Genomic DNA, 1,271 nt, shown 5'->3' on the forward strand with positions numbered 1-1,271 from the left:
GGGACTGCCCCGACTTCGGTTGACTCGTCGGGTTGGGGTTAGGCCGCGACTGCGGCGTGGGTGAGTGTCTCGTATTCGACCGGCGTGAGTCGGCCGAGTCGGCGTTGCCGCCGGCGGCGGTGATAGGTCCGCTCGATCCAGGTAATGATCGCCAGCCGCAGCTCGTCTCGAGTCGCCCAGCGCCGCCGGTCCAGGACGTTCTTCTGCAGCAGCGCGAAGAAGGACTCCATCGCGGCGTTGTCCCCGCAGGCGCCGACCCGCCCCATCGAGCCGACCAGCCCGTTGTTCTTGATCGTGCGGACGAAGGCGTGCGAGCGGAACTGGCTGCCCCGGTCGGAGTGGACCACGGTCCCGGCCGGGTCGCGGCGGGCGATGGCGTTGCGCAGCGCGGCGACAGCGAGGGAGGCCTTCATCCGCTCGTCGATGGAGTAGCCGACGATCCGGCCGGAGTAGACGTCCTTGATCGCGCAGAGGTAGAGCTTGCCCTCGCTCGTGCGGTGTTCAGTGATGTCGGTCAGCCACAGCACGTTCGGCGCCGGGGCGGTGAAGACCCGGTCAACGAGGTCGTCGTGCACCGGCGGGCCGGCCTGCCGGTTCAGCCCGGGCTTCTTGGCGATCACCGACCAGATCCGCTGCTGGGAGCACAGCCGCGCGACCCGGTTCTCTCCGGTGACGATGCCTTGCTCGCGCAGTTCATCGGCGATCAGCCGGTAGCCGAACTCCGGGTCGTCGTGATGGACGTCGATCGCGGCGTTGATCAGGTGCGCGTCGTCCCAGTCGCGCTGGCAGACAGGGGCGGCCAGCCACTTGTAGTAAGCCTGCTTGGAGAAGCCCAGCACCCGGCAGGTCACCGCGACGGGGATCTTCTCGGCGGCGAGTTCACGGACCAGCGGGTAGATCATTTTGGGAGGACGTCCCGGGCGAAGTAGGCCGTCGCCCGTCGCAGGATCTCGTTCTCCTGTTCCAGCAGCTTGTTGCGCCGGCGTAGCTCGCGCAGCTCCGCCGACTCGTCCTTCGACCCGCCGCCACGATCGCTCGAGTTCGGTGGTGCGAAACCGTCCTCGCGGTCGGCGATCTTCAGCCAGCGCTGCAAGCAGGTCTCCGAGATGCCGAAGTCCTTGGCCACCTGGGCGACCGACGCCTCGCTCTTGCGGGCCACCGCGATCACGTCACGACGGAACTCCGCCGGATACGGCTTGGGCACGATGCTGATCCTTCCAGCGAGGCCGCAGCCTCACAGGCAAGGAGTCAACTGAACTGGGGGCAGTCCC

1 protein-coding gene is annotated in these 1,271 nt (G+C 67.8%); it reads right to left on the reverse strand.

From position 1 onward, the window contains the following. Positions 1-38: 38 nt before the first annotated feature. Positions 39-1,204, reverse strand: a protein-coding gene (locus ABD644_RS22650) for an IS3 family transposase (protein WP_344691633.1) whose coding sequence is annotated in 2 segments (ribosomal slippage) — positions 39-910 and positions 910-1,204 — 1,167 coding nt in all. Because the reading frame shifts where the segments join, the coding sequence is not laid out codon by codon here. Positions 1,205-1,271 lie beyond the last annotated feature (67 nt).

Origin of the sequence: Blastococcus jejuensis (genome assembly GCF_039534705.1) — a bacterium.
Classification (GTDB): Bacteria; Actinomycetota; Actinomycetes; order Mycobacteriales; family Geodermatophilaceae; genus Blastococcus_B; species Blastococcus_B jejuensis.